The following is a 22,695-nucleotide window of genomic DNA, read 5'->3' on the forward strand; positions in this document are numbered from 1 at the left end:
AACGTGATCTGGCGCAGTATGGTGCCAATTTACCGATTGGTTGCAGGGTATCTGTAAAGATATCCGCCGGCATTCGCAGCCGGCCTCTGTTGCGATGCGGTAGAGTATGGGGCGCAGTGCAATCAGGCGTGGCATACAAAATCCACGTTGGCGGTCGATCTCTGCGGGATGCCGCGGCGACGTCCTTTCGACCCCGGGACAGGCCGTTTGAGGCGCCCGGATGCAAAAAGGTTCCGCGCCACGTGATATTTCATGCGGAGTAGACACGGGGAGTAAATCGAACAATACTACTGACAAGTGTGTTCATGGAGCGTGTGGGTTTTCATGGATATTTCGAATGTGCTTGCAGCGTGTGAGGCCCTATGAAAACACCGCTTGAAGCAATCGTTCGGGGCGAAGGTGAAGTGCGGCTGGGCTGGGCCGGTTCGACCACGCTGATGGACTATCTGAACCTCGAAGACGCCCTCAGCCCGGTGCTCACTGCCATGGTCGGCGGCGTGCCGGTGCGGCGCGTTCCGGCGAAATCGAACTCTGTGCGGATGGCGGCGATCGGCGCCATCGGCCACACATTCGAGGGCGGGCAGGTGCATGTGTGGGGCACCGGCTGCTCCCCCTGGAAGAACCCGTCGGCGCCAGCCGACCGGCGCGTGGCGTTCGCCGCTCCCGGTCATGGCGCGATGGTGCTGCACGCCACCAGCGGGCCAGTGGCCGAGAAGCTGATGGCCAATGGCGGCCCCCGCCCGGGGCTGTATGGCGACCCGGCATGGCTGCTGCCGCGCTTCTATCGCCCCCGCATCCGCAAGAAGTGGAAGCTCGGGGTGATTCTCCACCTCTCCGAACTCGCCGACCGCGCGCACGAGGCGCGGCCGCTACCGGCCTTCGCCCGCTACGCCATTCCCGACGAGCTGAAGGACGACGTCCACCTCATCACCACGGTGACGCCGCTGGGCATGCCGGCGCTGAAGGCCAAGCTCGACGAAATCCTCGCCTGCGAGCGCATCGTCTCGATGAGCATGCACGGGCTGATCATCGCCGAGGCCTATGGCATTCCCTGCCTGTATTTTCCCCCGCTTTCCGAGCCGCGCGGGCTGGGGCGGCTGGCGCTGGACCCGGAAGGGCCGGCGGATCTGCGCGTCGTCGACCTCTATCTCGGCCTCGGCCGGCGCCACATCCCCGCTTATTTCCAAGATCGCGGCCTGCCGACCGACTGGCGGTCGGTGATGGACGCGGTGGACCGCGGCTGGGAGCCGGCCGGTTTCGACGCCGAGCCATTGATCGAGGCGTTTCCGTTCACGCCGTCGCCGCTCAAGGCCCCCTCCGGCAAGAGCATATGGGACCATCCCGTCATAAAGGGGCTGACCTTGCAGCATGACGTGGCGCTGCTGCGCCAGCAGGACCGCGACAGCGATGGCGAGCCCGCTGTCGTACCGGCATCGCCGCCGACGGCGAAAGCACCCCCCACGCCCGCCGCCGTGCCCATCCTTGCGAAGGTGGTCAGCGAGGCACCGGCGCCGTCTTCGGCGATGGGGCCGGGAGCGATGGACCCGGGCGTCGCCACGCTGCTGCGGATGAATGCCGAGCGCATCTCGATCCCGCTCTCCTGGGCGGCGACGACGCGGGAGACCCCGCACGCCAATCTCGGCGATACGCTGAGCGCGCTGATGGTGGCGGGCATGGCGGGCGTCACCGTCCGCCGCGCCGGCTTCGACCAGCCGATCGAGCGCATGGTGGCGGTGGGCACCATCGGCCACAACCAGCGCAACGGCATCCTGCATTTCTGGGGCACCGGCGTCGATGCCGAGCGCAACCCGGTCGACCCGCTGGTGCGCGGCTATGTGCGCCCGGCCGACACCCAGTTCCACATCCACGCCTTGCGCGGACCCAACAGCGCCCGCACCCTGCGCGCCGCCGGCATGGAGGTTCCCGACATTTTCGGCGACCCGGTGTGGATGCTGCCGCGCTTCTGGCCGATGAAGGAGGTCGAGAAGACGCATGATCTCGGCGTCATCCTCCACATCACGGAATTAGAAGACCGCACGCCGGAAGCCACCGCCAAGGCGTCGCTGCGCCGCTATGGCGTGCCGGACGCCTTCAAGGGCCGCATCCGGCTGATCAACACCCATTGCCCGCCCACCGTCGAGGCGATGCGGGCCAAGGTGGCGGAAATCGTCTCCTGCCGTGCCATCGTGTCGACCAGCCTGCACGGGCTCGTCCTCGCCGAGACCTACGGCATTCCCTGCGCGTGGTTCGCCACCTATGGCGACGGCGAGGGCCGGATGCTCGACCTCGGCAACCCGCAGCACCAGATCGACCACCGCATGCGCGACTTCTATTCGGGCGTGGGGCGGACGACGCTGTCCTCCTACTGCCTCGACCGTTCCAAGCCGACCGACTGGGCCGCCGTCTTGTCGTGGGTGCACGGCAAGTGGCGGCCGCTGAGCTATGACGACCGGCCGCTGATCCGCGCCTTCCCGCTGCCGCTGGCGGTGTCGCCGGACGAGATGAACTGGCCGCTGCCGGCCGAGATCGTCGATCGGATCGACTATTGAGGGAAGCCGCGCTCACCCCCGCCGGACACCCGGTTCTGGGCTTCACCGCCGGACGCACGGCCCCGCCGGCGCCGCGCGAGGAGAAGGCGGGGACCGGCGGCAGGATCGACCGGGCGGGCGTGTTTGCCGGCCGCTGCTTCCTGTTTTTGCAGGGCCCGGCCTCGCCCTTCGGCATCACGCTCGCCCGGGCGCTGCGCCAGCGCGGTGCCCGCATCGTCAAGGTTCATCTGTGCGGCGGCGACACGGTGTTCTGGCGAGGAGCCGCGCGGCTGTATCGCGGCCGGCTGGAGGCGTGGCCGGCCTATATGGAGCGGCTGATGGCGCAGGAGGGTGTCAGCGATCTCGTGCTGTTCGGCGATTGCCGCCCCTATCATGCGCCGGCGGTGCGTCTTGGGCGCGGGCGGGGCGTGCGGCTGCATCTGCTGGAGGAGGGCTATGAGCGCCCCGGCTGGATCACCTGCGAATCCCAGGGCGTGAACGCCCATTCCGACCTGCCGCGCACGCCGCAGGGGGTGCGCGACGCCGCCCGCGTGCTTGCGGCCAGCACCCCGGTGCCGGCCCCGCTGGCCGAGCCCTTCGCCCGCCGGGCGCTGTGGGATGTCGCCTGGCACGCCGGCCACACCGCGCTGGCGCCGCTGTTTCCACGCTACCGCCGCCACACGCTGGCGCACCCGGCAACCGATTACACGGGCTGGGTGGTTCGCTGGCTAACTATGTCGCGTGCCAACCGGTGCGATCGCCAGGCGCGGGTGGCGATGGCCGACGGTGCGCCCTATTTCCTGCTGCCGCTGCAGCTGGAGGGCGATTATCAGATGCGCGCCCATTCGCGCTTCCGCTCGATCGAGGAGGTGGTGCGCGAGGTGCTCGGCTCCTTCGCGGCTGCCGCGCCGGCCGGCGCGCGCCTCGTGGTGAAGCGCCACCCCTATGACACGCGCCTGCCGGCGACGCGCCGCCTGGTGGAGCGCGTGGCGCAGGAGCATGGCATTGCCCGGCGCGTCGTGTTCATCGAGCGCGGCGCCATCGATGCGCTGGTGGCGGACAGCGCCGGCGTGGTGCTGGTGAACTCCACCACCGCCATGGTGGCGCTTCAGCAGGGGCGCCCGCTCAAGGTGCTGGGCCGTGCCACCTATGACATGCCCGGCCTGTCGCATCAGGGAGCGCTCGACACGTTCTGGAGCGAGGGCGCGGCGCCCGATCCCGCGCTTTTCGCCGACTATCGGCGGGTGGTGATCGCCCGCACCCAGGTCGCCGGCGGCTTCTTCGCGGCCGCCTCCATCGCCCGCGCCGTGGAGGGGCTCGTTGTCCGCATGGCGGGGGAGGAGGCGCGGCCGGCATGAAGGGGCGCCACATTCTCATCACCGGCGCCTCAAGCGGGCTTGGGGCCGCGCTCGCCCGGCACTATGCGCGGCCGGGCAACACGCTGCTGCTGATCGCCCGCAACGCCGCGCGGCTCGACGCGGTGGCGCAGGAATGCCGGGCGCGCGGGGCGCAGGTGACGACCGAGCCGCGCGACGTGCGCGACGGCGAGGCGCTGGGCCGCTTCATCGCGGAGACCGACGCCCGCATGCCGATCGACATGGTGATCGCCAATGCCGGCGTCGAGGCGAGCCTGGGCGAGGGGGGCGAGGCGGAGCTTCTGCCGGACGCGCTCCGCCAGATCCGCACCAATGTGGAGGGCGCCATCGCCACCGTGCTGCCGCTGCTGAACCCGATGCGGGCGCGGGGGGGCGGGCGGATCGTGCTGGTCTCCTCGCTGGCCGGGCGCATGCCGATGCCCGACCAGCCGACCTACAGCGCCAGCAAGGCGGCGGTGATCGCCTTTGGCGAGGCGCTGCGCCCGGTGCTGGCGGCGCGCGGGGTATGGCTGACGGTCGCCTGCCCGGGCTTCATCGCCACCGGCATGAGCGAGGGTTTTCGCGGCTGGCGGCCGCTGCAGTGGAGTGCCGCGCGTGCCGCCGCCGCCATTGCCAGGGCGGCGGATCGCGGGGCACGCAGCGTCGCCTTCCCGCTGCCGCTGGTGGTGCTCATCGGGCTGGGGCGCTGGGTGCCCGCCTTCCTGCGCGAGGCGGTGCTGAAGCGGTTCTTCGCCGTCCATGTCGGCCCCGCCACCCGGCCAAGCCCCGGCGTGACAGGCAACCCTGCGGCGGAGCCGCGCGATGTCCTGGTGTAAGGCAAGGACAAAAATTCGTATTATTGTTGTCGTCTCAACTATTTAAACAATATGAGGACGTTAATACTTAAAAATTCAATCAAATATGAGTGTATTATTTAGCATTTGACCTGTTGCATTGCACGTATACAGTCTCGCAACTGCGAAATGAGTGGTTCTCATAGGTATTATGACCGCAAGCCAACGTTGAACGTGAGGAGAATACCGATGGCCGACGCTAAAATCGTGCCTGTCATTCTCGCCGGAGGCTCCGGCACCCGCCTCTGGCCCATCTCGCGCGATTCGCTGCCCAAGCAGTTCCTGCCGCTCTCCACCTCGGGCGGCACGCTTTATCAGGACACGCTCCAGCGCGTGGCGCAGGGCGAGATGTTCACCGCGCCGATCATCGTGACCAATGAGGAATTCCGCTTCTTCGCCCAGCGCCAGGCACGCGACATCGGCGTCGAGCCGACCGTGGTGCTGGAGCCGGTGCGCCGCGATTCCGCCCCGGCGCTGCTCGCCGCCACCCTGCTCGCCCAGCAGATGCATGGAGAGGACGCGACGCTGCTGGTGCTGGCCGCCGATCATGTCATCGGCGATGTCGCGCTGTTCCACGACGCCTGCCGCAAGGCGCATGGCACGGCGAAGCTCGGCCATATCGTGACGTTCGGCATCACGCCCACCGAGCCGCGCACCTCCTATGGCTATATCAGGCGCGGCGCAGGGCTGAATGGCGGCGCGGCGGCGCTGGTGGAGGCCTTCGCCGAAAAGCCGAATGCCGAAACCGCCCGCGATTATGTCGAGGCCGGCTATCTCTGGAACTCCGGCAATTTCCTCTTCCCCGCCGATGTGATGCTGGAGGAGGCCGAGAGCTTCGAGCCGGAGATCGTCGAGGCGGTGCGCCGCGCGGTGGAAGGCGCCACCCGCGATCTCGGCTTCTGCCGGCTCGGTGCCGCCTTCCATGGCGCGCCCAGCCTTTCCATCGACTACGCCGTGCTGGAGCGCACCGGCCGGGCCGCCGTGGTGGAGGGCAATTTCCCCTGGTCGGATGTCGGCAGCTGGAACGCGGTGCGCGAGATCAGCGCGCCGGACGAACGTGGCAATGTGCAGCGCGGCCCGGTGCGGATGGTCGATACCGCCAATTCCTACATCCATTCCGAAGGCCCGCTGGTCGCCGCCATCGGCGTCGAGGGGCTGTCCGTCGTGGCGACGGGCGATGCGGTGCTCATCATGCCCTCCGCCCGTTCCGAGGAGGTGAAGCACCTCGTCGCCTCGCTCAAGGCGGAGCGGCGCAACGAGGCCACCGAGCACCCGAAGATGCACCGGCCCTGGGGCAGCTACGAGACCATCAATCTGGGCGGCCGCTTCCGGGTGAAGAAGATCGTCGTCGATCCCGGCGAGCGCCTGTCCTTGCAGCGCCACCATCATCGTTCGGAACACTGGATCGTGGTGACCGGCACGGCCGAGGTCACGGTGGGCGACAAGGTGTCCACCGTGCACGAGAACGAGTCGACCTACATCCCGCTCGGCTCGGTCCACCGGCTCACAAATCCCGGGCGTATCCCGCTCGAACTCATCGAGGTTCAGGTCGGCTCCTATCTCGGCGAGGACGACATCGTCCGCCTCGACGATGTCTACAACCGCGTCGAGGCGGTGGCGCCCGCCGCCATCCCCTGAACCCAGCCAGAAGGATTAGCGACGTGACCGAAGCCACTTTGCGCCAGATCGTCCGCGACAAGGGCGCCGTTCCGCTCACCTGGGCGGCGGCGACGCGGGTTCAGCATTATCTCAACCTCGGCGATGCGCTCAGCCCGGTCATGGTGGCGCTGCTGTCGGGCAAGCCCATCGTCCACCAGGCGCATGACGGCAACAGCGTGCGCATGGCGGCGGTCGGGACCATCGCCCAGAACCTCAAGGGCGGCGACGTCTCGGTGTGGGGCACGGGCTCTTCCCGCTACATCAACACCGGGCAGGAAGGCGAGCGCATCCCCTTCCATCCTGACCCGAAGACCCGCTACCGCGTCCACGCCACGCGCGGCCCGGTGAGCCGGGCCCTGCTGGGCGAGGAAAACGCCGTCGGGGCGCCGGTGTTCGGCGATCCCGTCTGGGCGCTGCCGCGCTTCTACAACCCGAAGCTGGAGAAGAAATGGGAGATCGGCGTCATCGTCCATCTCTCCGACCTCGACGGTCGCTGGCTCGATGCGCTGCCGCGCGAGGCCTATGAGCGCTACCACATCCCGAAGGAATTCGAGGGCAGCGTGCGCATCATCAACACGCTGACCGCGATCAGCGCGGATTCGATGCGCGAGAAGCTCGACGAGATCCTGTCCTGCAAGCGTCTCGTCTCCACCAGCCTGCACGGCATGGTGTTCGCCGAGAGCTACGGCATTCCCTGCCTGTATTTCTCGCCGCGCGGCACGCCGGAGGGGCTGATCGGCCGGGTGATGGACCCCGATGACGGCTTCGATCTGCGCATCACCGACCTGTATCTCGGCCTCGGCATCCCGCAGATCCCGGTCTATGTGCAGCGCCGCAACAAGCGCACCGACTGGGCGCACCTGATGTGGTCGATCGACACCGCCTGGCGGCCGGTGGAGTTCGACACCGACCCGCTGATCGAGGCGCTGCCGATCGATATCGCGCCGATCACCGCGCCGAAGGGCGGCACCGTGTTCGACCATCCGCTGATCCGCGACATCCCTTACGCCCATGGCGGCGGGGCGCCGGTGCCGGTGCGCCCGCAGGTGGCGCAGGTTCATGCTGTTGCGGGGTGACGAGGGCGGCGGTGGAGCCGGGGCGCCGGCCCCGGTGACGCTGGCGACCGCGCCGCCGACCGTGCCGCACCGTGGCACGGTGATGATCGACGGCTATAACCTGGCGCTGGAGGCCGGCACCGGCGTCGCCACCTATGCCCGCAATCTGAGCTTTGCCTGCGGCGCGCTGGGCTATCGCACCGAGGTTCTCTACGGCACGCGGGCCTCGCCGAGCGCCGACCCGCTGCTGCGCGAAATCTCGTTCTTCGATCCCAATGCCGGCTCGCCTTCGCTGATGCTGGAGATCGCCCGGCGGCTGAAGCAGCTCTGCACCTCGCCGCTGGGGGTGCGGGCGCGCGAGGTGCCGCTCACCGGGCGGGTGATCACTCGCAGCTTCCAGTCGCGGCTGCCGCATTACGACCGGATCTGGAACGCGCCGGAGCTGTTCTCGCGCAGCTACTGGCATTTCCACGCCTACAAGCATTTCCTCACCGTCGGCGGCGTCGACAAGCCGGATCTGATGCACTGGACCTACCCGCTGCCGATCCGGCTGCCGGGGGTGCCCAACATCTACACGCTGCACGACCTCGTGCCGCTGCGGCTGCCCTATACGACGCTCGACAACAAGAAGTTCTACAAGCGGATGATCCAGGGCGTGCTCAACCGCGCCGATCATATCGTCACCGTCTCGGAGGCGTCGAAGCGCGATATTGTCGAGCTGTTCGACTATCCCGAGGAGAAGGTGACCAACACCTACCAGGCCGTCTCCATTCCCGCGAAATATGCCGACAAGCCGGACGAGCTGGTGCGCGAGGAAGTGGAGGGCGCCTTCGGCCTCAAATATAAGGGCTACTTCCTGTTCTTCGGCGCCATCGAGCCGAAGAAGAATATCTCCCGCCTGATCGAGGCCTATCTCGCCTCGCAGGTGGAGGAGCCGCTGGTGCTGCTGGGCAAGACGGCGTGGAAGGCGGGCGAGGAGCTGCGCTTCCTCAACGAGGGCAGCAACCGCTACCTCGAACAGCTCGACAACCTGACCTTCGTGCGCGACCGCGTGCGGCGCTTCGACTATGCGCCGTTCCCGCTGCTGGTGAGCCTGATACGCGGCGCCAAGGCGCTGGTGTTCCCCTCGCTCTATGAGGGATTCGGCCTGCCGGTGCTGGAGGCGATGTCTCTCGGCACGCCGGTCATCAGCGCCAACACCGCCTCGATCCCGGAAGTGGCCGGCGACGCCGCGCTGCTGGTCGACCCCTACGATCCGCGCGCCATCGCCAACGCCATCAAGACGCTGTCCACCGACGCCGAACTGCGCGCCACGCTTTCCGCCCGCGGCCGGGCGCAGGCGGCGCTGTTCTCGGAAGCGCGCTACCGCGAGAGGCTGTCCGCGCTCTATGGCCGGCTGCTGCCGGAGACGGCTGCGTCGAAACGATAGGCCGATCGCTCGGCACGATGATGAGGCGCTGACCCCAATCCTCCCATGCGCTAAAACACAGTGGGGGAGGATCGCTCATGGACATACCCGTTCTCGTCGTCGGCGCCGGGCCGGTCGGGCTGACCCTGGCGGCCGAGCTGGCGCGCCATGGGGTGCGCGCGCGCCTCATCGACGCGCTGCCCTCACCCTCACCCTATTGCCGCGCCATCGGCGTCACGCCGCGCTCGCTCGAAATGTTCGAGGATATGGGCGTGGTGGACGCGATGATCGCGGCCGGCCTCTGGCTCGACGGGGTGCGGATGCTGCTGCCGGGACAGCCGCCGCGCGACCTGCGGCGCGACCTCTCCGACCTGCCCTATGCCGCGCTCGGCGTGCCGCAATATGAGACCGAGCGGGTGCTCGCCGCCCATCTCGCCCGGTTCGGCATCGCGCCCGAACGCGGTGTCAGCCTCGCGGGCCTCACGCAGGAGGGCGAAACGGTGCGCGTCGCGCTCGACGGCCCGGATGGCCGCGAAACCACGAGCTTCCGCTTCGTCGTCGGCTGCGACGGGGCGCATAGCGCGGTGCGCAAGGCGCTGGGCATCGCCTTCGAGGGCGAGGGCTGGCCCTTCGAGTTCATGCTGGGCGACGTGGCGATCGACTGGGACGTGCCGCGCGGCCTCGCCCTGTTCGCGGTGAGGCCGGTGGAGGAGGCGCCGCCGGACCTGTTCGTCGCGGTGCCCCTGCCGGAGCGTGGGCGCTACCGCGTCTCGGCCATGGCGCCGGCGCGGCTCTCGGCACCGGCCGGCGGCGGGACGGACCATGGCATCCAGGCCGACCGCCCCGGCGCCAGCCTCGCCGATTTGCAGGAGGTGGCCGACCGGCTGCTGCCGGAGCGCGCCACGCTCGGCGACATGCGCTGGTCGTCGATCTTCCGCATTTCGATGCGGCTGGCCGAACGCTATCGCGACGGCAACGTGTTCATCGCCGGCGATGCTTGCCACATCCACCCGCCGACCGGCGGTCAGGGCATGAACACCGGCATGCAGGACGCCTATAACCTCGCCTGGAAGCTGGCGCTGGTGGCGAAGGGCGACGCCGCCCCGAGCCTGCTCGACAGCTATGAGCCCGAGCGGCGGCCCGTCGCCGAGGCGGTGATCGCCCGCACGACCGAGGAAAGCCTGAACTTCGGCAGGCGCGGCAGCGGCGACCGGCTGGCCGACACGCAGGTGCTGGTGAGCTATCGCGGCGGGCCGCTGGCGCCCGCATCGGAGGAGGGGCTCTGCGCCGGCGACCGGATGCCGGATGTGCAGGGCCTGCGCCGCCACGGGCTCGGCTTTCCGCTGCGGCTGTTCGACATCCTCAAGGGGCCGCGCTTCGTGCTGCTGGTGCCCATGGGCGAGACGACGGCGGCGGTCGAGGAACTCGCCGCCGACCTGCGCCGGCGCTGGCCGGGCGTGCTGCGCGTGGTGGTTGTGGCACCGGGCGGCTCCACACCGGAGGAGGTGCCTGGCCTTGAGGTGCTGACCGACGCCGATGGCGCCTTCGCCGCGACCTTCGGCGGGACGCGGGCATGGCTGGTGCGGCCGGACAATTATCTCGGCTGGTGCGGCCCGGCTGCCGATGCGGGTGTCGACGTGCCGCTTTATCTGAGCGACGTCATCGCAATGAGGTGACCCGTCGCGGCCACCGCGCGGGGCTCAGCGCAGTCTTTCGGCCAGAAAATCCACGAAGACCCGCACCCGCGCCGGCATGTTGGCACCGCCGACGAAGACGGCGTGGATCGGCTCGACGTCGCCGGGATTGAACGGCTCAAGCAAAGGGACGAGGCGGCCGGCTGCCAGGTCGTCGACGATGCTGAATCGCCCGACGCGGGCGATGCCGACCCCGTCCGCCGCGAGCTGCCCCAGCGTCTCGCCATTATTGGCCTCGACGGTCCCGGTCACGGTCAACGCATAGTCCCGTCCGTCCCGGCGGAACGGCCAGACCGGCTCGGCGCGGCGGAAATTGAAGTTCAGGCAATTATGGCGGAGCAGATCCTCCGGAACGCCGGGCGTGCCGTGCCGCTGGAGATAGCTCGGCGCGGCCACGACGGAGCGGCCATTCTCGCCCAGCCGCCGCGCCGTCAGCGCGCTGTCGGCCAGCGGCCCGAACCGTATCGCCACATCCGCCTGCCCCGCCGCGACGTCAACAACGGCGTCGGTGAGGCTGATATCGATGAGGATATGCGAGTAGCGGCGCACGAATTCGCCCAGCAGCGGCACGACGCAGAGCCGGCCATGCGAGAAGGCCGCGCTGACGCGCAGCCGCCCGCGTGGGGCGCCCTGGTCGGCGATCACCCGCTCCGCCTCGTCGAGATCGGCGAGGATGCGCCGGGCGGCGGCAAGGTAGCTCTGCCCTTCCGCCGTGAGGGTGAGGGCGCGGGTGGTGCGGATGAGCAGCCGCACGCCGAGGCGCGCCTCGATGCGGTCGAGGGTCCGGCTGACCGCCGAGGGGGTGAGGCCCAGCGCGCGGCCGGCGGCGGAGAAGCTGCCGGTGCGCGCAATGGTCGAGAACATTTCGAGTTCGCGCGCGCGATCGGCACCCTCATGTCCCATCTTTGCGTCCCGTTCAAAAATGCTTGGCCTGCGACAGGCCTACTCCGGCGTGAGGCGACCGTCCATCTTTGCCGTAAACAGAGTCGCGCGTGTGGAGCCATCATGGACTATCGTCAGTTGGGATCATCGGGACTGCGGGTGCCCGTTCTCAGTTTCGGCACCGGAACCTTCGGCGGCAGCGGACCGCTGTTCGGCGCCTGGGGCCGGAGCGACGCCGGTGAGGCGCGCCGCCTCGTCGACATCTGCCTGGAAGCCGGGGTCAATCTGTTCGACACGGCCGATGTCTATTCCGACGGTGCCTCGGAGCTTGTGCTGGGCGAGGCGATCAAGGGCCGCCGGGATGACGTGCTGATCTCCACCAAGACCGGCCTGCCCACAGGTGACGGGCCGGGCGACTGGGGTGTCTCGCGCAGCCGGTTGATCCGGCAGGTGGAGGCCGCGCTGCGCCGGCTTGGCACCGACCATATCGACCTGCTGCAGCTGCACGCGCTCGATGCGTCGACCCCGGTCGAGGAACTGCTTGCCACGCTGGAGACCCTCGTCGCGTCGGGCAAGGTGCGTTATACCGGCGTCTCCAATTATCCCGGCTGGCAATTGATGAAGGCGCAGGCGGCGGCGGACCGTGACGGGCGCCCGCGCTTTGTCGCCCATCAGGTCTATTACTCGCTGGTGGGCCGGGCCTATGAGGCGGACCTGATGCCGCTCGGCGCCGACCAGGGCGTCGGCGCTCTGGTGTGGAGCCCGCTCGGCTGGGGCCGGCTCACCGGCAAGATCCGCCGGGGCGCGCCGATCCCGCAGGGGAGCCGCCTGCACGAGACCGCCATGTTCGCCCCGCCGGTCGAGGATGAGCATCTCTACCGCGTCGTCGATGCGCTGGAGGCGATCGCCGGGGAAACCGGAAAGACCGTGCCGCAGATTGCGATCAACTGGCTGCTGCAACGCCCCACTGTCGCTTCCGTCATCATCGGCGCCCGCAACGAGGAACAGCTGCGCCAGAATCTCGGCGCCGTCGGCTGGTCGCTCACCCCGGCGCAGATCGCCGCGCTGGATGCCGCCAGCGACGTGCTGCCGCCCTATCCGCACACGCCCTACCGCCAGCAGGAAGGGTTCGCCCGCCTGAACCCGCCGCTGGTCTGAACCGAAAGCCTCGTCATGAAACTGAATCCTCCGCTTCTCGCGCTGGCCGCCGGCGCCTTCGGCATCGGCGTGACCGAGTTCGCGCCTATGGGGCTGCTGCCGGTGATTGCCAGCGATCTGGGCGTTTCCATCCCGAGTGCCGGCCTGCTGATCAGCGCCTATGCCATGGGTGTGATGCTGGGCGCGCCGCTGATGACGCTGACCACCGGCCGCGTGCCGCGCCGGGCGCTGCTCATCGGCCTGATGGCGATCTTCACCATCGGCAATCTGATGGCGGCGCTGTCCACCAGTTATGAAATGCTGCTGGCGGCGCGGCTGGTCACCTCGCTCAACCATGGTGCCTTTTTCGGCGTCGGCTCCATCGTCGCCGCCAGCCTGGTGCCGGAGAACCGGCGCGCCGGGGCGGTGGCGGCGATGTTCATGGGCCTGACCATCGCCAATGTCGTCGGCGTGCCGCTGGCGACCTGGGCCGGCGATCTGGTCGGCTGGCGCGCCGCCTTCTGGGGTATCGCCGTGCTTGGGCTCGTCGCCATGGCGGCGCTGCGGCTGACGCTGCCGAATGTGGCGGCCGATACCGGCGGGGACATGCTGGCGGAACTGAAGGTGCTCGGCCGGGGGCCGGTGCTGCTGGCGCTTGCGCTCACGGTGATCAGCTCCACCGCCATGTTCACCGTCTTCACCTATATCGCGCCGATCCTGCAGCAGGAGACGGGCGCGTCCATCGCGTTCGTCACGACGATGCTGGTGACCTATGGCGTCGGGCTCTCGGTGGGCAACTGGCTGGGCGGACGGTTCGCCGACCGCTCGGTCGATCGCACCCTGATCGTGACGCTGGCGGCGCTGACCGTGCTGCTGGTGGCTTTCGCGCTGGCGATGCCCTTCGCGCTGCCGAGCGCGGTGTTGATCTTCCTGTGGGGCGTGGCGAGCTTCGCGCTGGTGCCGCCCTTGCAGATGCGGGTCATGGCCGCCGCTTCGGACGCGCCCAATCTCGCCTCGGCGATGAATATCGGCGCCTTCAACCTCGGCAACGCCATCGGCGCGGCGCTGGGCGGGGCGGTGATCGCCGGCGGGCTGGGCTATCCTGCGGTTGCCGTGGCAGGGGCGGGCGCCGCCGCTTCCGGCCTCGCTCTGGTGCTGCTGATGGTGCGGCGCCAGCCCGCCCTCCCGGTGTGCGGCGTGTCCTGATCGCCGGAGCCGTCCCTCCGACAGCCGCGCGCGGGCGGGGTGGCCACGCGCGGCAAGTCGGGTAAGCTCGCGCTCACGCCGGGGCCGGAGGTCGGTTCCCGGCGCCGGCCGAGGAAATACGGATGAAGCAGCGAACGATACTCAGCGGCGCCGGTGTCACCCTCTCGGTTGCGGGCCTGCTGGCCGTGACGTGGTTGGAGCACGGCCTGCATCCCGCCTTCACCGGGATAGGGGCTGCCGCCTGCGTCGTCGGTATCATCGGCGGGTTCATGGTCATGTTCGCCGACGAACGGAAGGCGGGTCAGCGCGGCTAGCGCCACGGCGGCAGCGAAGCAACGGCAGGGCGGCGGCGCCCGCTCGGGCGCTCCCGTCGCGGCGAGGGATCACCGGGCGTCCGTGCCATGCGCCGAGGAGGCGTCGTCCGCCGAGGCGCCGCCGAGGCCCATACCCGTGCCTCCGCCACCACCCATCCCCGCGCCCCCGCCGCCACGGGCGTTGGCGCCTTTCTCCGCATTGCCGCGCCCGCCGGGCGATCCCGGCCGCGCGGGTCCCTGGTTGGGGATGACGAGGTCCCCCGGGATCGGGGCGAGATCCAGCGCCTCGCGGATGAAGCTGCGCAGCGACACGACCAGGTCATGCAGATGGACGGGCCGGCCCGAAACCAGCTCGCGCGCCGCCCGTTCGGCCAGCCGTACCTGCTCCTCGGTGCCCAGCAGGATGATGTCGGCCAGCGCCGCCTCGACGGCATCGCGGATGCGCCGCCGCCGGTCCGATCCCTCGCCCGCATCAAGGGCCGGCGGGTCGGCCGCAGCCTCGCCGCTCCCGGTTGAAGCGGGCTGGCGGAAATCCCGCAGATGCCGGGGATCGACCGTCAGGTCGCCGGTGAACGATCCGCCGAGAACCTTGTAGGCGGCGATCAGCGTGCGGAGGCGCTCGTTGATCTGGCGGTTCATCCGCTCGCGGCGCTGCTGGAAGGTGAGCATTACCAGCAGGCGGATGCCGACGCCGACCAGCGCGACCAGTGCGAGGCCGAGCAGCGTCACCAGCAGGCCGTGCCACGAGCTGAAATCGATGTAGCGCAAAGGCGCCTCCTCTCCATTCCCGCGAAGCAGCGGCCGGTCGGCCCGCCGCCTGCAATCGCCTTCCGCTCCGCCTTCGACGGCACGCCGAAGCAGTAGGTGACATGCCGGCGTCTGGAAGAAATGCACCGGCGCCTGCTGCGGGCGCGGGCGGGCGATTCTTTGACATTGATCGCCGGCGAATACTTCAACAATCTCGGTGACGTCGCGCGTCTCTACAAGCGGCGCCATGGCGAGCTTCCCTCCCGCACGCTGCAGGACGTGGTGGCGCGACGATTCCGAGCCTCGTCCTTGAGCCGACGGCGGCGCGGACGCCGGAGTTCGCTGGCAACCCTCGTGCGATTCCCCACCGGCTCCTGTAATGGCAGCGGCCGGTGTGCGCCATGCCGCGTCCCCCGGCGAGCGACCGTGACGACTGTCGCATAAATGCCACCGGCAGGTTTCTTTTCCGGCGTTTCGCAATCCCGGTAGTGCATTTCGCAATCGCGGTTGCGGCGCGGCAAGGCAGGCGCGAAAGCTCACCTTTGGGGAGGCCCCGGCTCGCGCTCCGGCCTGCGCAAGTGTTTCTAGCCCATCACTCCAGCGGGGTTGCGCGGATCGGCGGCCTCTCCACCCACCTCTGATGGCCGGCCTGCGGGCGGTGGGTAGCAGAACAGGAAGGCCGCACCTCGCGGGGCGCGATCCGGGCCTGCCGGCGGCGCGGTCCCGGCCACGGCTATCTCGGCCGGGCTCCTGCCTATGTCCGGCCTTCATCCGTCGGTGGCAGGCCGCCACGCCGTCGAAGGTGTATCAAAACGTAACGGCCTCTCGGCCCGTTACAAGCCAAGACAACATTCGCGACGCACGGGAAACAATCGCGACATTCGCCCCCTAGCATCGGCTCATCGGTCTTTTGAGCGTTGCCCGGCAAAGGTGAGCGGATGAGCAGGCGTATTTTGACATCACCGGCGGCGCGACAACCCTCGAGGCCGAGCCGCCGCACGGCATGTTGAGGCGTCTTTGCGCATCGCTGGCGCCCCCGCCGAGCGGTGCGTAGGCGACAGCGAGGCCGGCGGCGGTAACGATGACCCGTCGCCCACCAAGGCACCGCATGCCGGTCTTGCTGACGCCCTTCCCGACGCCATTCCATGCCATCGACCCATTCGCCCACGAGGCGCCCGTAACGCAGCGGCAGTCTTTCACTGCCGCGACGATGGACATCACCCATGCCCCGTGATCGCAGGCTTGTTGCCGGCGCCGCCCTGTCCCTCGCCGCGGCACTGGTCGCCTCGGCACTGACATGGCACCTCGCCGCGCCGTCGCTGGAGGCGCAAGCCCAGGCGCAGCCGCCGGTGCCGCCGACCGTTCTGGTGTCCGCGCCGGTGGTGCGGGAGACCATCGACTGGCGGGAGTTTTCCGGCCGCTTCGAGCCGAGCGCGGCGGTGGAGATCCGGTCGCGGGTCTCGGGCCATCTCGACTCCATCGCGTTCCAGGACGGCGCCGTCGTTCAGGCGGGCCAAAGGCTGTTCGTCATCGACCCCCGGCCCTACCGCGCGGCGCTGGATCAGGCGCGTGCCCAGAGCGCCAGTGCGGAGGCGCAGGTCGAACTCGCCGATCTGGAACTGCAGCGCGCCGAGCAATTGGTGAGCAGCAAGGCCGTCTCGCAGGCGACACTCGACCAGCGCCGCCAGCAGAAGAAGGCCGCCGATGCCGCCCGCGCGCTTGCCGCGGCGGCGGTGAGCCGCGCCGAGATCGAACTGGGCTTCACCGACGTGCGCGCCCCGTTTGCCGGGCGCGTTTCCAACCGCCGCGTCGATACCGGCGCGCTGGTGACCGACGGCGCGATGTTGACCACCCTCGTCGCGCTCGACCCCGTCTATTTCGTCTTCGACATCAGCGAGCAGGACCTGATGGCCTATCAGGCCGCCGCCCGTCGAGGCGAGGTGCCGCTGCTGAACGGACGGCAGATTGCGATCGAGGCCCGCGCCCAATCGGACGAAGGCTGGCCGCTTGCGGGCACGCTCGACTTCGTCGACAACCGATTGGAAGCCGGCGCCGGCACCCTGCGCGCCCGTGCCGTCATTCCCAATGCGCAGCAGCAGATCACCGCCGGCCAGTTCGGCCGCGTGCGGCTGCCCTTCTCCGGCAGCTACGCGGCGACGATGGTGCCCGAGACCGCCTTGATGACCGATCAGTCCGACCGGGTGGTGTTCACCGTGACGCCGGACGGCACGCTGCGCTCCTCCAAGGTCGATCTCGGCGCGCGGCAGGCGGACGGCCTGCGCATCGTGCGCAGTGGGGTCGGGCCAGACGACCGCGTGGTGGTCAGCGGGCTGCTGCGCGCGCGGCCCGGGCAGAAGGTGACGGCCAAGGCGGCAGAGGGCGAACCGCGCGCGGCCGCCATCACCGCCCCGACCGGCGGCTGAGGAGCAACCGATGCGCCTCGCCCATTTCTGCATCGAGCGGCCGATCTTCGCCGGCGTGATGTCGATCCTCATCGTGCTCATCGGGCTGGCGGGCTATGTCACGCTGCCCCTCGCGCAATATCCCGAGATCGCGCCGCCCACGGTGGTGGTGAACGCGCAATATCCCGGCGCGTCGGCGGAGGTGGTGGCCAGCACCGTCGCGGCGCCGATCGAGCAGGAGATCAACGGCGTTGAGGACATGCTGTACATGTCCTCCCAGGCCACCGGCGACGGGCAGCTTTCCATCACCGTCACCTTTGCCCTCGGCACCGATGTCGACGACGCGCAGGTACTGGTGCAGAACCGCGTCGCCGTCGCCGAGCCCCGCCTGCCGGAGGATGTGCGCCGCCTCGGCGTCACAGTGCGCAAGACCTCGCCCGACCTGATGATGGGCATCCAGCTGTCGTCGCCGGACGGTTCCCGCTCGCAGCTCTATCTCGCCAACTACGCCACGCTGCAGATCCGCGACGCGCTGCTGCGCGTCTCCGGCGTCGGCGATGTCCGCCTCGCGGCCTCGCGCGACTACGCCATGGTGGTGTGGCTCGATCCGGACCGCGTCGCGGCGCGCAATCTCACGGCCGGCGAGGTGGTCGACGCCCTTCGCGCCCAGAACGTCCAGGTCGCCGCCGGCGTCGTCAACCAGCCGCCGACACCGTCGCAGGGCGCGTTCCAGCTCAATGTGGAAGCGCTCGGGCGGCTTTCGGAACCGTCCCAGTTCGAAGACATCATCGTGCGCACCGACACGGAGGGCCGCGTCACCCGCGTGCGCGACATTGCCCGCGTGGAGCTGACCGCGCAGACCTACCGCGCCGGCGCCCGCTTCAATGGCCGCCCGTCGCAGCCCATCCTGGTCTATCAGCAGCCGGGCTCCAACGCGCTGGAAACCGCCGCGCGCGTGATCGCTGAAATGCAGCGGCTCGGCGAGCGGCTGCCGGCGGGCGTGGCCTACGACATTCCGTTCAACCCGACGCTGTTCATTCAGGAATCCGTCGACGAGGTGTACACGACCCTGGCCGAGGCGATCGTGCTGGTCGTCGTCGTCGTGACGCTGTTCCTGCAGAGCTGGCGCGCCGCCCTCATCCCCATATTGGCGATTCCGATCTCGCTGATCGGCACCTTCGCGGTAATGGCGGCGCTCGGCTATTCCCTCAATAATCTGTCGCTGCTCGGCATGGTGCTGGCCATCGGCATCGTGGTCGACGACGCCATCGTCGTGGTCGAGAACATCGAGCGGCATCTGGCGCGCGGGCTTTCACCAAAGGAGGCCGCCCATGTCTCGATGGACGAGATATCGGGCGCGCTGGTCGCCATCGCGCTGGTGCTGTCCGCTGTCTTCATCCCGGCCGCGCTGGTGTCCGGCATCACCGGCCAGTTCTTCCGGCAATTCGCCGTCACCATCGCCGCCTCGACCCTGATCTCCGCCTTCGTCTCGCTGACCCTCAGCCCGGCGCTGGGCGCGCTGCTGCTGAAGCCGCACGCGCACCAGGCCACGCACAGGCGCGGCCCGCTCGGCTGGATTCCGCGCGGGCTGAAGGCCTTCAACACCGGCTTCGACCGGATGTCGCGCGGCTATGGGGCGCTGACCCGGCGCCTGCTGCGCCTCGGCATCTTCATGCTGGTGCCCTATGCCGGCCTGCTGGCCCTCACCGCGTTCCAGATGGAGCGCACGCCACGCGGCTTCATCCCGGAACTCGACCAGGGCTATTTCATCACCGCCGTGCAATTGCCGCCCGGCTCCTCGCTCTCGCGCACCGAGGAGGTGATGGGCCAGCTGTCGACCCGGCTGCTGGAGACCGAGGGCGTCGCCCATGTCGTCACCATCGCCGGCCTCGACGGCGCCACCTTCACCAATGCGTCCAACAGCGGCATCGGCTTCGTGATCCTCGATCCGTTCGCCGACCGCACCGGCCCGGGCCTCGGCATCGATGCCATCATGGCGGCGCTGCCACGGCGCCTCGCCGACCTCACCGAGGCGCGCGTGATCCCCATCAAGCCCGCCTCGGTGCGCGGCATGGGCAATGCCGGCGGCTTCAAGATGATGGTGCAGGACCGCACCGGCGCGCCTCCCGCCGAGCTTGAGGCCGCGGTCGCGGCGATGGTCGCGGAGGCGGCGCGCCATCCCGAGCTGACGCGGGTCTTCACCCCGTTCAACACCTCGACGCCCAAGCTCTATGCCGATATCGACCGGGTGAAGGCCGAGATGCTGGGCGTGCCCTCGAGCCGCGTCTTCGAGGCGCTGGAGGTCTATCTCGGCTCGTCCTACATCAACGACTTCAACTTCCTCGGCCGCACCTTCCAGGTGCGCGCGCAGGCCGACGGCGCCTTCCGCCAGGACGTTTCGGTGATCGCCAATTTCAAGACGCGCAGCGATTCCGGCGCCATGGTGCCGCTGAGCTCGGTCGCGACCTTCGAGGAACGCTCCGGCCCCTACCGTGTGCCGCGCTATAATCTTGCCGCCGCCGCCGAGGTGCAGGGCACCGCCACGCCCGGCACCTCGACCGGCGCCGCGCTGGACCGCATGGAGCGGATCGCCAGCCAATTGCTGCCCGAAGGCTACAGTTTTGAGTGGACCGAGCTTGCTCTGCAGGAGCGGCTCGCCGGCAATTCCGGGCTGATCGTCTTCGCCGCGTCGATCGTGTTCGTGTTCCTGCTGCTCGCCGCGCAATATGAAAGCTGGACGCTGCCGCTCGCCGTCATGCTGATCGTGCCGATGTGCCTGCTGGCGGCGGTCAGCGGCCTGCTGGTCATGTCGATGGACATGAACATCCTGGCGCAGATCGGCTTCGTCGTGCTGATCGGCCTGGCGGCGAAGAACGCCATCCTCATCGTGGAGTTCGCCCGGCAGCGCGAGGACGAAGGCGCGTCGCCGGCGGAGGCCGCTGCGGAGGCGGCGCGCGTGCGGCTGCGCCCGATCATCATGACCTCGCTGGCCTTCATCCTGGGAGCGCTGCCGCTGGTGCTCGCCCAGGGCGCCGGCGCCGAACTCCGGCAGGTACTGGGTATCTCGGTGTTTGCCGGCATGCTCGGCGTCACCTTCTTCGGCCTGATCTTCACTCCGCCTTTCTATGTGATGTGCCGGAGGATCGGGTTCCGCCCGTCGAATGCCGAGAGGCAGCTTCCCGCCGAATGAGCGCCGCGCACCGGCGCGGCCGCGACGCTTGTCATTCTCGTGCGTGTGGTGTTGGGATACGCTGGAGGGCGACTCACCATCGAACGATACGGCAAGGACACCATGAAGGCGCTGGGCTGGTTTCTGCTCTGCAATGCGATGACGATTTCTGTCGCCGCCGCGCAAACCCCCGACATGAAGGGTGATTGGGTCGGAAAGACCAATACGATCATTGCCGGCGTGGGCGGCCCGCACTGGCCGGACAGCAAGGGCACGTGGGAAAAGCCGCTTCTGGCGCAGCGGGACATCACGCTGCGCATCGTCGGCCAGGAAGACCGCCGTTTCTGGGGCGAAAGCATCATTGCCGGCGACGCGGCCTCCGGCGGCGCGGTTACGTCCGAACCCTTCATCGGCACCGTCTCGAAGGGCGGCGACAAGGTGATGATGGCCGACACGGACGGTTATTTCGTCGGCGACCTCTCCGGCACCACGCTTTCCTATTGCTATCTCCAGGCCGGCGCCAAGCAGCCCAACGACAAGCCGGCCGTCGTGACCTGCAACGATGTGACGAAACGCTGATCGCGGACCTGTGGCGGTGACCGGCTTCGTCTCTGGGAGGCCACGCCGTCGCTCATTCGGCCGGCGCGCCCTCGCGCGGGGAGCGTCGACGCCCACACGAGCCTCGACCCCGCCGATCGGATCGACTGCGATCGGCGGGCTCGGATGCCGCCCCCCTCGCTCTGGACATTGAATGGCTCCCTTCTTCGCCCGGCTGACGACCGAACCGGCTCCGCTCGCCTGGCTGGAGCGCCAGCCCTGGCATCCCTGGCTGATCGTCGGCCTCGTCTCGATGGGCGCGTTTATCGGGCAGCTCGACGCCACCATCGTTCAGCTCGCTTTGCCCGTTCTCGGCCACCATTTCGATGCGTCGCTTCAGCATGTGAGCTGGGTGGCGCTGTCCTATCTCGCCGCCTTCGTGGCCTTTCTGCCCATCTTCGGCCGGCTGTGCGAAATGTTCGGTCGCAAGTCGCTCTATATCTTCGGGTATCTTCTCTTCATCGCCGCCAGCGCTCTGTGCGGCTTTGCCTCCAGCTTTGAGCAACTGGTGATCTTCCGCTTCCTGCAGGGGGTGGGCGGGTCGCTGCTGGGCGCCAACAGCATTTCCATCCTGGTGAAAACCATCTCGCCGGAGCAGCGCGGGCGGGCGCTCGGCTGGTTCGCGGCGGCGCAGGCGGTGGGCATGAGCGCGGGGCCGGTGCTGGGCGGCCTGCTGCTGGCGACGCTCGGCTGGCGATGGATCTTCTGGCTCACCGTGCCGTTCGGCGCGCTGGCCGTTCTCCTTGGCTGGCTGGCGCTGCCCCGCAGTACCGGCGCCCAGCCCGATCGCGCCTTCGACTGGGGCGGCGCCCTGCTGATCGGCCCGGCCCTGATTCTCGTCGTGGCCGTGCTCAACTATGTCTCGACCTGGGGTCTGGGCTCCCCCGCGACGCTCGGCAGCCTCGCCATGGCCGCGCTGTTGCTCGGGCTGCTGGTGCGGCGCGAGCGCGGCTTCGCGGCGCCGCTGATCGCCCCGGCCCTGTTCCGCAGCCCCGCCTTCTGCAGCGCGGCGGCCGGGGTGGCGCTGGGCTATGCGCTGCTGTTCGGCATGTTCTTTCTCATGTCCTTTGCACAGGGACACGGCTTCGGCGAGCCGCCCGGCATGGCCGGCCTGCACCTCGCCATCATCCCGGTCGCCATCGGGCTGACGGCGCCGTTCAGCACCACGGTGAAGGAGCGGTTCGCCGGGCGCTGGGTGGGGCCAGCCGGCATGGCGCTGAGTCTCCTCGCGGTCGCGCTGCTCATGTCCACGCTGGGGCGGGTGACCGACCACCGTCTTTTCGACGCCATCGCCCATGCGCTGTTCGGCGCCGGCGTCGGCCTGTTCATCGCCCCCAACAACCAGGTGGCGATCGCCGCCGTGCCGGCCGCGCTTTCCGGCCCCGCCGGATCGCTGCTGAACCTGATGCGCGCGCTGGGCACCAGTCTCGGCGTCGCCGGCGGCGCGACGCTGCTGGCGTTGAACCTCGAAAGCCCGGACGGCGCGTCGCGCGCCTGGCTGTCGTCGAGCGGCGCCGACATGCTCATCGCGGTGCGCCACAGCCTGCCGCTGCTGGCGGGCATCGCCATGCTGGCTGGCATTGCCAGCTGGTACGCCGCGCGCCGGGTCGAGCGAAGCTGAACCACATTTGCTGAAGCGCCGTGCCGCACGGATCGGCGGCGTTGCGGCTCGATTGACTCGTTCAATA

At 69.1% G+C, this 22,695-nt stretch carries 16 protein-coding genes; 14 read left to right on the top strand and 2 right to left on the bottom strand.

What is annotated here, in order from left to right; all coding sequences use genetic code 11:
• The first annotated feature begins 362 nt into the window (after positions 1-362).
• The 7 genes from ACQY76_RS09095 (at position 363) to ACQY76_RS09125 (ending at position 10,535) form a co-directional block, all read left to right on the top strand.
• Positions 363-2,549, top strand: coding sequence for a polysaccharide pyruvyl transferase family protein (locus ACQY76_RS09095; RefSeq protein ID WP_428032557.1), 2,187 nt, complete (start codon positions 363-365; stop codon positions 2,547-2,549).
• Positions 2,546-3,886 (top strand): capsule biosynthesis protein, encoded by a 1,341-nt coding sequence (locus tag ACQY76_RS09100; RefSeq protein WP_428032558.1) that lies wholly within the window; start codon positions 2,546-2,548, stop codon positions 3,884-3,886. Before ACQY76_RS09095 ends, ACQY76_RS09100 begins: the two co-directional genes overlap by 4 nt.
• Complete coding sequence (locus ACQY76_RS09105; protein WP_428032559.1) at positions 3,883-4,719, top strand: SDR family NAD(P)-dependent oxidoreductase; 837 nt, start codon at positions 3,883-3,885, stop codon at positions 4,717-4,719. Before ACQY76_RS09100 ends, ACQY76_RS09105 begins: the two co-directional genes overlap by 4 nt.
• Before the next feature lie 207 nt (positions 4,720-4,926).
• A complete protein-coding gene (locus tag ACQY76_RS09110; RefSeq protein WP_428032560.1) occupies positions 4,927-6,375 on the top strand; it encodes a mannose-1-phosphate guanylyltransferase/mannose-6-phosphate isomerase in 1,449 nt (482 codons plus the stop codon).
• 23 nt (positions 6,376-6,398) lie between these two features.
• Positions 6,399-7,472, top strand: coding sequence for a polysaccharide pyruvyl transferase family protein (locus tag ACQY76_RS09115; protein ID WP_428032561.1), 1,074 nt, complete (start codon positions 6,399-6,401; stop codon positions 7,470-7,472).
• Positions 7,456-8,880, top strand: coding sequence for a glycosyltransferase family 4 protein (locus ACQY76_RS09120; RefSeq protein ID WP_428032562.1), 1,425 nt, complete (start codon positions 7,456-7,458; stop codon positions 8,878-8,880). The genes ACQY76_RS09115 and ACQY76_RS09120 overlap by 17 nt, the downstream gene beginning before the upstream one ends.
• A 77-nt stretch (positions 8,881-8,957) precedes the next feature.
• Positions 8,958-10,535 carry an FAD-dependent monooxygenase gene (locus ACQY76_RS09125; RefSeq protein ID WP_428032563.1) on the top strand — a complete coding sequence of 526 codons (1,578 nt, stop codon included), beginning with the start codon at positions 8,958-8,960 and terminating at the stop codon, positions 10,533-10,535.
• A 24-nt stretch (positions 10,536-10,559) separates the two neighbouring features.
• On the opposite strand, the gene ACQY76_RS09130 is transcribed toward ACQY76_RS09125, so the two are convergent.
• Entirely contained in the window at positions 10,560-11,456 is an 897-nt protein-coding gene (locus ACQY76_RS09130; RefSeq protein WP_428032564.1) for a LysR family transcriptional regulator, read from the bottom strand.
• Between the two features lie 102 nt (positions 11,457-11,558).
• On the opposite strand from ACQY76_RS09130, the gene ACQY76_RS09135 reads away from it, so the two are divergent.
• From ACQY76_RS09135 to ACQY76_RS09145, 3 genes are all read left to right on the top strand, one after another.
• Positions 11,559-12,593, top strand: coding sequence for an aldo/keto reductase (locus ACQY76_RS09135; RefSeq protein WP_428032565.1), 1,035 nt, complete (start codon positions 11,559-11,561; stop codon positions 12,591-12,593).
• A 15-nt stretch (positions 12,594-12,608) separates the two neighbouring features.
• The gene (locus ACQY76_RS09140) at positions 12,609-13,778 is read left to right on the top strand and encodes an MFS transporter (protein ID WP_428032566.1); all 1,170 of its coding nucleotides are present in this window, start codon (positions 12,609-12,611) and stop codon (positions 13,776-13,778) included.
• A gap of 122 nt (positions 13,779-13,900) precedes the next feature.
• Positions 13,901-14,092, top strand: a complete 192-nt coding sequence (locus tag ACQY76_RS09145; protein WP_428032567.1) for a hypothetical protein — start codon at positions 13,901-13,903, stop codon at positions 14,090-14,092.
• 69 nt (positions 14,093-14,161) lie between these two features.
• Here the strand turns inward: ACQY76_RS09145 and ACQY76_RS09150 are convergent, their stop codons facing one another.
• Positions 14,162-14,860, bottom strand: coding sequence for a hypothetical protein (locus ACQY76_RS09150; protein WP_428032568.1), 699 nt, complete (start codon positions 14,858-14,860; stop codon positions 14,162-14,164).
• A gap of 1,202 nt (positions 14,861-16,062) precedes the next feature.
• On the opposite strand from ACQY76_RS09150, the gene ACQY76_RS09155 reads away from it, so the two are divergent.
• From ACQY76_RS09155 to ACQY76_RS09170, 4 genes are all read left to right on the top strand, one after another.
• Positions 16,063-17,262 (top strand): efflux RND transporter periplasmic adaptor subunit, encoded by a 1,200-nt coding sequence (locus tag ACQY76_RS09155; RefSeq protein ID WP_428032569.1) that lies wholly within the window; start codon positions 16,063-16,065, stop codon positions 17,260-17,262.
• Positions 17,263-17,272: 10 nt separating this feature from the next.
• Positions 17,273-20,431: an efflux RND transporter permease subunit gene (locus tag ACQY76_RS09160; protein WP_428032570.1), complete on the top strand. Its 3,159-nt coding sequence runs from the start codon at positions 17,273-17,275 to the stop codon at positions 20,429-20,431.
• Positions 20,432-20,479: 48 nt separating this feature from the next.
• Positions 20,480-20,989 (top strand): hypothetical protein, encoded by a 510-nt coding sequence (locus ACQY76_RS09165; RefSeq protein WP_428032571.1) that lies wholly within the window; start codon positions 20,480-20,482, stop codon positions 20,987-20,989.
• 172 nt (positions 20,990-21,161) lie between these two features.
• The gene (locus ACQY76_RS09170) at positions 21,162-22,628 is read left to right on the top strand and encodes an MFS transporter (RefSeq protein ID WP_428032572.1); all 1,467 of its coding nucleotides are present in this window, start codon (positions 21,162-21,164) and stop codon (positions 22,626-22,628) included.
• The last annotated feature ends 67 nt before the right edge of the window (positions 22,629-22,695 follow it).

Source organism: Ancylobacter sp. (assembly GCF_965279025.1).
GTDB lineage: Bacteria > Pseudomonadota > Alphaproteobacteria > Rhizobiales > Xanthobacteraceae > Ancylobacter.

What these genes read in the sequence shown, in the direction of transcription:
- ACQY76_RS09095 (WP_428032557.1), top strand. Translation starts at nt 363, where the DNA reads ATGAAAACACCGCTTGAAGCAATCGTTCGGGGCGAAGGTGAAGTGCGG.
- ACQY76_RS09105 (WP_428032559.1), top strand. Translation starts at nt 3,883, where the DNA reads ATGAAGGGGCGCCACATTCTCATCACCGGCGCCTCAAGCGGGCTTGGG.
- ACQY76_RS09110 (WP_428032560.1), top strand. Translation starts at nt 4,927, where the DNA reads ATGGCCGACGCTAAAATCGTGCCTGTCATTCTCGCCGGAGGCTCCGGC.
- ACQY76_RS09120 (WP_428032562.1), top strand. Translation starts at nt 7,456, where the DNA reads ATGCTGTTGCGGGGTGACGAGGGCGGCGGTGGAGCCGGGGCGCCGGCC.
- ACQY76_RS09125 (WP_428032563.1), top strand. Translation starts at nt 8,958, where the DNA reads ATGGACATACCCGTTCTCGTCGTCGGCGCCGGGCCGGTCGGGCTGACC.
- ACQY76_RS09130 (WP_428032564.1), bottom strand. Translation starts at nt 11,456, where the DNA reads ATGGGACATGAGGGTGCCGATCGCGCGCGCGAACTCGAAATGTTCTCG.
- ACQY76_RS09135 (WP_428032565.1), top strand. Translation starts at nt 11,559, where the DNA reads ATGGACTATCGTCAGTTGGGATCATCGGGACTGCGGGTGCCCGTTCTC.
- ACQY76_RS09140 (WP_428032566.1), top strand. Translation starts at nt 12,609, where the DNA reads ATGAAACTGAATCCTCCGCTTCTCGCGCTGGCCGCCGGCGCCTTCGGC.
- ACQY76_RS09145 (WP_428032567.1), top strand. Translation starts at nt 13,901, where the DNA reads ATGAAGCAGCGAACGATACTCAGCGGCGCCGGTGTCACCCTCTCGGTT.
- ACQY76_RS09155 (WP_428032569.1), top strand. Translation starts at nt 16,063, where the DNA reads ATGCCCCGTGATCGCAGGCTTGTTGCCGGCGCCGCCCTGTCCCTCGCC.
- ACQY76_RS09160 (WP_428032570.1), top strand. Translation starts at nt 17,273, where the DNA reads ATGCGCCTCGCCCATTTCTGCATCGAGCGGCCGATCTTCGCCGGCGTG.
- ACQY76_RS09170 (WP_428032572.1), top strand. Translation starts at nt 21,162, where the DNA reads ATGGCTCCCTTCTTCGCCCGGCTGACGACCGAACCGGCTCCGCTCGCC.